Below are 7,984 nucleotides of genomic sequence, written 5' to 3' on the forward strand. Positions count from 1 at the left end.
CTTGGCTCCAAGGCCATCGCATTGACGATGGCTTCCGCGCTCATCGCCAGAGCTTGGCGGGAACCGTCTACGCGGGCGATACGCTTCCGTATACCGGAGACAGTGCCAAGGGAGCTCACCAGCCTTATCAGCACGGCTACCGGATTTACGACATTAAACAATGGACTCCGGAGAGCGACGTATTTGGGAACATGGTGAGAGCGCAAGTGCCTCTGCAAAATCGCAACGAAGCGTTTGCCGCCACGCAGGCGAAGACGGGGCTGAATCCAAAAACCGAAATGTTCGTTCTGGCGGGCGATTACGGCAACGCTTTTTTCGACAGTTATCCTTATACGAACGAATTCAGCCAATATTTGTTTAATTTTTGGCAGTACGCCGATTATTACGGATCATGGCACGGCATGCCTACGGCGGAAGTGCCGGAAAGCTTGTACGATCCAACGCAAGCTGGCAGTACAGATACTTCGAGTTCGGGCTGTTGAACCTTCCGAATTCAGGCTATACGAATGCGGCTCACAAGAACGGCGTACTGTCCCTGGGCACTATCTTTCTGCTGCGCGCGAAGGACAGACGCATTCGCCGATGCTGGAGAAGCTGGCGGACGGAACGTTCCCGGTCGCGGACAAGCTGGCGGAGATGAGCGAATATTACGGTTTTGACGGTTACTTTATTAACCAAGAGGCGCAGATTTCCGTTGCCGAAGTTACGCTGTATCAGGAATTCATGAAGTATTTGAGAGACAAAGGCGTCTATATCCAGTGGTATGATTCTGCCACCAAAGGCAGTGGCATGGTCTTGTATCAGAACGAGTTCAATGCGGCCAACAGCGTGTTTGTCAAAAACGACACTTACGGCCAAGTATCGGACTCGATCTTCCTCAACTACTGGTGGAACAAGAGCAAGCTGACGAAATCGAAAGACCTCGCGATCAGCCTCGGTCTCGATCCGTTGTCAACCGTATTCGCCGGTATCGAAGCGGGCGGAGAACGGTTCAACCAGAATTACGATCTGCAAAACAACATCGGAACGGACGGTCAGCCGATGAACGGCATCGCCCAAATTGGCACCGAGTTCGTACATGACGGCCTGGATGAGGATCTGGGCGGAACCGACACTGTCCGCAGCCAACGACGACTATCAATGGATGACCTTTGAGCGCGAGCGGATGTGGTGGTCGGGCGTCAAGGAGGATCCGAGCCGCACTGGCAGAGATGCGACAGTGACTCGCAGCGACATCGGCGTTGCATCCGGCGACAAGTGGGATGGAGTAGCCCAGTACATTGCGGAACGCTCGGTTGTCAACGGAGGAAATTTCGTTACGAATTTCAATACCGGCCACGGGCTGAGCTATTATTTGGACGGTCAAGTGTCCAACGCGAAAGAATGGTCCAATATCAACTTGCAGGATATTCTTCCTACCTGGCAATGGTGGATGGAATCGACGAGCGCGAGCAAGCTGAAGGCGGACTTCGATTACGGCCCCGGCTATACGAAATCGACGGGGCAAAGCTACGAGCAGTTGGGAGCGTATAAGGGAGGTAGCTCTCTCGTCGTAAGCGGCAATCTGGACGCCGACAACTTCCTGCATCTATACAAAACCGATCTGCAGGTAAAAGCGAGCTCCAAGCTGTCCGTAACGTTCAACAAACCGAAGGACAGCGTCGGCGCCAAGATGAAAGTCGGCGTCGTGCTGAAAAGCGATCCTTCCAATACGGTATATTTCGACGTACCCGATTCGGATACGCTCACGAACGGTTGGGCGACGAAGGAAATCAGCCTTGCCGATCTGGATGGACAGTCGATTGCGGCCGTGGGACTGTCCTTTGCGAAGGGCGCCGATAATGTGGCGGACTATCAAATCAACGTCGGCGAAATCAAGCTGACGGACGGCTCTGCGGCAAAGCCGGCCCAACCAACCGATTTCAAGGTAGATAAAGCGATGGCGGATACGGGCGAGCTGTACGTATCCTGGGATATGAACAGCGATTACAGCAAAGTCAAGGAATACCATCTCTATGCGAACGATAAGTTTGTCGGCGGTATATACGATTCGGTATACTACTTGAAATCGCTCAAGGAACTGGGCGATCAAGTGAATTTGAAGCTGACCGCCGTTGGAGCGGACGGCACGGAAAGCGATCCGGCCGCGCTGAGCTTCGACTTCGGCGACAAAGTGAAGAATGTCGCCGTCACCGAATCCGAAGGCAGCGTAACCGCAACATGGACCAATCCTTCCGGCGCGACCGGACCGATTGAGCTGAAGCTGAGCCTGCCTTACAATAGCCAGTCTGCCGGCTACACGAAGACGGCTGCCGCGGGAGCGGAAAGCGCCGCGATCAACGTCGCCGAGCATGACGGGGAACGCTACGAATTGGCGATTTCCGTCGGCGGAGCGGCTCCCGTCATTTACACGGGCCAACTGCACGACAATGTGTCCAAAGCTTATGACGGAACGATTACTTACGTTAACAAGCAGATCAAACTGGACGCTCCGACCTCCAAAGATTGGTGGCATATGTACATCCGCCAAAACGGGGTGCTCCAAACATTCACGGTTAACGGCACTTCGTACGATTACGTGATTCGCGGCAAGGTTAACTTCCCAGACATTACGGCTACCGGCAAGGGCACGATCGAGATTGTGCTGGAAGATTACGCGGGCAACATGTCCGAGCCGATCGCCTATCAGTACGACGAGCCGTTCACGTCGACCGATTTTCCCGATCCGTTGCTGTTCAATGCCGTGCAAGAGCAAATAGGCACGACGAAATCGCAGCTCGCCGCTTTCAACGGAACGCTTAACTTGTCTGGTCTCGCTATCGCGAATTATAAAGGGATGGAACTGCTGACCAGCTTGAAAAGCGTCGATTTGAGCCATTCCAAGCTGACAGGCCTGTATAAAAATATTTTTAGTCCCGCAATCGAGAAGATCGATCTGAGTCATTCCGAAGCTTTGACTTTTATTGATGCCAAAGCGTTCGCCGGTCTGGCGAATCTGAAGGAAATAGACGTTACGGGCGATGCCAATTTGCAGGCGATTAACATCAGCAATACGACTGTCGAGCGCCTGATCTACGGGGATAAGCTAGGCTTCGGCCAATTGAAGTCGCTTGATTTGCGAGGCTCGCAACTCGATTTGTCCGAGGAAACTTCCGAAAGAGCCTTTGTCGATCAAATTAAAACACAGGTCGCTGAAGGAGACGTTGTTAAGGTAGACGGGGATTATGGCGACTTGGCGCCTGAATATGCTACTGTCGTAGCCGAGAAAACAAACATTCCTAGTCCGCGCAGCATTACGGACGGTACCAATCGGCCGTCATATTCACTGATTACCACTCTGCCTGCAACGGCCGTATTAGATTTAGGGTGGGCGCAAAAAATAACCGGATTCAACTTTGATTTCCACCGGGGTATGCGGCTACCGCTCTCAACGTTTCTTATTCCAATGACGGAGAAAACTTCTTGCCGCTTGGTAATGAAGTAACAGGCAATACTCTCGATATTTCGGGCAAAGTTTTGATGCTGTGAGCGCGAGATATTTCAAATTTGTAATTACACAAGGTAAACAAGCTCAAACTGTACTATATGAGCTCAAAATACTAGGTAATCCTGTTTTCACCTACGAGCAAGCCGTAAAATATGATGAGCCGGTTGCCAAGCTTACGGTAACCTTTGATTCGAACGGAGGCACTTCGGTTGCTCCGATCAAGGTGAAGCCTGGCACTGCGGCAGCTGCACCGACTCCGCCTGCGAAAGTAGGCTATACGTTTGTAGAATGGCAATTGAACGGAGCGGCATTCGATTTTGCAACGCCGATAACGACGGATTTGCAGTTGAAAGCGGTATGGAAGCTGAACGCTACGCCTACTACGCCTACACCGACGCCAACGCCGACTCCAGAGCCGGAGACGGACACCAAGGCGGTCGTCACGGCGGATCAGTTTAAGCCGCAAGGGGAGAACGGCAACGTATCGGTTACGGTTAAAGCCGGTGTTACCGATATCGAGCTGCCGGTCAATTCCGGCGAACTGCTTCAAGGGAAGCTTTTGGAGCTTCATACCGGAGACGTTACGCTGTTTGCTGACGCCTGCGCTTCTGGAGCAGTTGAAGAACGGCTTGTCTGATTCGCAGCAACAAGAAGGCAAGCTGCAAGTGAAGGTCGAGCTGCAGGCTCTGTCCGGCGCGGGCGTGAAGCCGGGCGCAGGCGTTGCTCTGCAAGGCGCAGTCATCGATTTCGACATTCAAGCTATTGCGAAAGACGGGCAGACAAGCTCTTCGTCCGGTTTTGAGCAGCCTGTTAAGGTACGTTGGCCTGTAAGCTCGGCCTACGATTCCGATCTGCTTGGCATTTACAAGATTTCCGATAGCGGCGAGCCGATCTATGTCGGTGGAACCGTTGTTAACGGCGCCATCGAAGCCGAGCTGAACGAAGCCGGCAAGTACGCGCTGCTCGAATACCGCAAGACGTTCTCCGACGTTCCCGCCACTCACTGGGCGGCGAATACGCTGACCCGCATTGCGGCGAAGCATCTTATTGCCGGCACGTCGGAAACGACGTTCGAGCCGAACCGTTCGATTACGCGGGCGGAGTTCGTCAAGCTGATCGTGAACACCCTGCCGCTGACGGACAAGGCGGATCTTGCGTTCGGCGACGTTCCGGAGAACGCGTGGTATGCGGATTCGCTTGCCAAAGCCGTTGAAGCGGGACTCGTGAGCGGGAAATCCGCCGATCGTTTCGAACCGAACGCCGTTATTACTCGTCAAGAAATTTTTGACGATTCTGATGCGCGCTTACGGCATCGGGCATCCGACGGTATCTCCGTCCGCAACGAATAAGAATTTCGCGGACGAAGCCGATATCGCTTCCTGGGCGCTGGAAGGGGTCAAAGCGGCTGCCGCGCTTGGATTCGTTCAGGGCGCGGAGAGAATCGCATCGCTCCGAACGGGCTTGCAACGCGCGCCGAAGCCGCGCAATTCATTCTGAATTACTTGAAATAACAGGATTTCGAGGCTGTCGGAATCGGAGCTCTTTGTGAACCGCGCTCCGATCCGGCAGCCTCACTTTCTTTATTTTGAACATCATATCGCTAGTTTGTTCACTACATGAAAGTGTTTTCATGAGATAAATTGAAATCAGGCCACACGGGCTGCAGTGAAAGTTCTACCACAACCAGGGAGGGTTCTAGAATGACACGAACGAGAAAAAAGCTTCGCCTTTGTACTCACGTTGCTCATCGCACTGACGATGGTGCTAGCGGCGTGCGGCAATGACAAAAAGAACGCCGGAGCAAGCGAGTCGCCTTCGGGCAGCGCGGAATCCACAACGACGCCAAAGGCGGAAGAGCCTGTCGAGCTGATCTGGTACACAATCGGAACTCCGCAAAAAGACGTAGACAAAGTGATGGCAGAAGTGAGCAAGTACACCAAAGAGAAAATCGGCGTAACGGTCAAAATGACGCAAATCGACTGGGGCGACTACAGCCAGAAAATGCAAGTGCTGACCGCTTCCGGCACGCCGATGGACATTCTGTTCACCTCTTCCTGGGCGTTCGACTACGTTCAGAACGCTCGCAAAGGCGCATTCCTTGCCATCGACGATCTGTTGAAAAACGAAGGCAAAGGCATCGTAGAAGCGCTTGACCCGCTTTCCTGGAAGGCTCGAAGGTCGATGGACACAACTACGGCATTCCGGCCAACAAAGAGCTTCCTGCGCTTGAAGTATGGCGCTTCAACAAGACGCTCGTCGACAAATACGGTCTGGACATTAAAGGTGTGCAATCCCTTGACAGCCTGGAGCCGCTGCTGAAGACGATCAAGGAAAAAGAGCCGGGCGTCGTACCGTTCGCGATGAACAAGGACTACTTGCCGGTTCTGCCTTACGATTACCTGATCTCGAACTTGCCGATGGCGGTCAGCCTGACTTCCGGCGACTACAAAGTCATCGACGTGCTCGAAACGCCTGAAATGAAACAAGCGCTCGAAACGATGCACAAGTACTACAAAGCCGGATACGTGTCGGCTGAAGCGGCAACGACGACTTCGCTCGACGACGTGCAAAAATCGGGCAAATGGCTGCTCGACCGCGCAGCGACGACGCCGTTCGCGGACAACCTCTGGTCGACGGCTTACGGATACCCGGTTGTCTCGACTCCGGCCAGCGAATCGATCGTCTACAACTGGTCGGTTATGGGCTCCATGCAAGCGATCTCGGCCAACTCCAAGCATCCGGAAAAAGCGATGGAGTTCCTGAACCTGCTTACACCGACGCTACTCTGCGCAACATGGTTGATTCCGGTATCGAGAACGTGCACTACAAGAAAACCGAAGACAACCGTATGGAAAACCTGGACGAGTCCAAAAAACTACGACATGCCGACCTTCTCGCTGGGCAACATCATGTTGACGTACTTGAACCCGGGCGACCCTGCGAACAAGTGGGACGAGTACAAAGCGTTCAACGCGGCAGGCAAGCCGGCTCCGACTCTCGGCTTCAACTTCGATACGTCGAAAGTAACGACCGAGCTCGCTTCGATCCAGAACGTAAAAGACGAATTCTGGGCCGCACTCATGACGGGAACCGTCGATCCGAATACTTATCTGCCTAAAGCCATCGACAAATTCAAGGCTGCCGGACTGGACAAAGTGATTGCGGAAGCGCAAAGCCAGCTGGACGAGTGGAGAAAAACGAACAAATAGATCATTCCAATAAAGGAGCGGATGCGCGCGTTCGCTCCTTTATTACGGCTAAAAGGCCGGGAGGAGGCTGACAATCGTGCTCAAAAGATGGATCAGGGATTTGAACCGCAACCGGGCCATGCTCCTGATGGTGCTTCCCGGTGCGATATGGTTTCTGCTTTTCGCGTATTTGCCCATGCTGGGAACGATCATCGCGTTCAAGCAGTACCGATACGACTCGGGCGGCTTCTGGGCGAGCATCGTCAACAGCAAATGGGTAGGGTTCGACAACTTCAAGTTTTTGTTCAGCACTTCGGACGCTTACGTCATTACCCGCAACACGGTTATGTACAATGCGGCTTTTATCGTCCTTGGGCTGGTCTTATCGGTAGCGATGGCCATCGTTCTCGTCGAAATCGCAGGGAAAAGGCTTTCCAAGCTGTATCAGACGGCGATGTTCATGCCTTATTTTCTATCGTGGGTTATCGTCGGGTACTTCGTGTTCAGCTTTCTGAGTTTGGACAAAGGTCTTATCAATCGCACGTTGGAATGGCTTGGCATGGAAAGAATCAATTGGTATTCCGAGCCGGGATATTGGTTCGTCATTCTCGTAGTCATCTTCTTGTGGAAAATGGTTGGCTACAACAGCGTCGTCTACTTGGCCGCTATCATGGGCATCGACCGCTCGCTCTACGAAGCCGCGATGATCGACGGCGCGGCAAGTGGAGCCAGGTTCGCAACATTACGCTGCCGATGCTCGCTCCCGTCATGACGATCATGACGCTGCTGGCGGTAGGCAAAATCTTTTACGCCGATTTCGGCCTGTTCTATCAAGTGCCGCGCAATTCCGGCATGCTGTACTCGATGACCAACGTTATCGATACTTACGTTTACCGGGGATTGAAAACGACGGGCGAGATCGGGATGGCACGGCGCGGCCGGATTATATCAATCCTCGTCGGCTTAAACGCTAGTGATCGTGTCCAATTATATAGTCAGACGCATCAACAAGGATAATGCGTTGTTCTAAAGGAAAGGAGAGCCGGCTATGTCCCATACAAGAGTCAAAACGCTAATTTTCAACAGGTGACTCCCGCGTGGAACGCGCGCTGAACGTTGTCGCCGCCTTGTTCGCATTCGTGTGCGTGTTCCGTTCCTGTTCGTCCTCATTATTTCCTTTACGGACGAAAACTCGCTCGCCACCCGGATACCGCATTATTCCGAAGCAATGGAGCGTGGATGGCTTACCGCTATTTGTTCGAGACGGGAGGGCTCCCTCCTTCGCTCTTACGGAGTCACGATATTCGTT

General features: G+C 53.2%; 6 protein-coding genes and 2 pseudogenes. All 8 read left to right on the forward strand.

Features of this window, described 5'->3' with window-relative positions; translation table 11 throughout:
- The first annotated feature begins 53 nt into the window (after positions 1–53).
- Positions 54–482 (forward strand): hypothetical protein, encoded by a 429-nt coding sequence (locus D3H35_RS33095; RefSeq protein WP_233568192.1) that lies wholly within the window; start codon positions 54–56, stop codon positions 480–482.
- Positions 392–1,155: pseudogene (locus tag D3H35_RS33100) on the forward strand (endo-beta-N-acetylglucosaminidase). The gene D3H35_RS33095 and the pseudogene D3H35_RS33100 overlap by 91 nt, the downstream one beginning before the upstream one ends.
- Positions 1,079–3,484 carry an endo-beta-N-acetylglucosaminidase gene (locus D3H35_RS33785; protein ID WP_267901461.1) on the forward strand — a complete coding sequence of 802 codons (2,406 nt, stop codon included), beginning with the start codon at positions 1,079–1,081 and terminating at the stop codon, positions 3,482–3,484. Before D3H35_RS33100 ends, D3H35_RS33785 begins: the two are co-directional and overlap by 77 nt.
- 40 nt (positions 3,485–3,524) lie before the next feature.
- Entirely contained in the window at positions 3,525–4,124 is a 600-nt protein-coding gene (locus D3H35_RS27410) for an InlB B-repeat-containing protein (RefSeq protein ID WP_119152297.1), read from the forward strand.
- On the forward strand, positions 4,078–4,836 hold the full coding sequence (locus D3H35_RS27415; protein WP_147355960.1) for an S-layer homology domain-containing protein: 759 nt from the start codon (positions 4,078–4,080) through the stop codon (positions 4,834–4,836). Before D3H35_RS27410 ends, D3H35_RS27415 begins: the two co-directional genes overlap by 47 nt.
- A gap of 409 nt (positions 4,837–5,245) precedes the next feature.
- Positions 5,246–6,696 (forward strand): annotated as a pseudogene (locus D3H35_RS27425) (ABC transporter substrate-binding protein).
- Positions 6,697–6,772: 76 nt separating this feature from the next.
- Positions 6,773–7,447 (forward strand): ABC transporter permease subunit, encoded by a 675-nt coding sequence (locus tag D3H35_RS27430; protein WP_267901462.1) that lies wholly within the window; start codon positions 6,773–6,775, stop codon positions 7,445–7,447.
- Complete coding sequence (locus D3H35_RS33790; RefSeq protein WP_267901463.1) at positions 7,444–7,692, forward strand: hypothetical protein; 249 nt, start codon at positions 7,444–7,446, stop codon at positions 7,690–7,692. Before D3H35_RS27430 ends, D3H35_RS33790 begins: the two co-directional genes overlap by 4 nt.
- Positions 7,693–7,984 lie beyond the last annotated feature (292 nt).

This window comes from Cohnella faecalis, from assembly GCF_003570905.1.
Lineage (GTDB): Bacteria > Bacillota > Bacilli > Paenibacillales > Paenibacillaceae > Cohnella > Cohnella faecalis.

Excerpts from the sequence above, each read along its gene's own strand:
- D3H35_RS33790 (WP_267901463.1), top strand. The coding sequence starts at position 7,444 with ATGACGATCATGACGCTGCTGGCGGTAGGCAAAATCTTTTACGCCGAT.
- D3H35_RS33785 (WP_267901461.1), top strand. The coding sequence starts at position 1,079 with ATGACGGCCTGGATGAGGATCTGGGCGGAACCGACACTGTCCGCAGCC.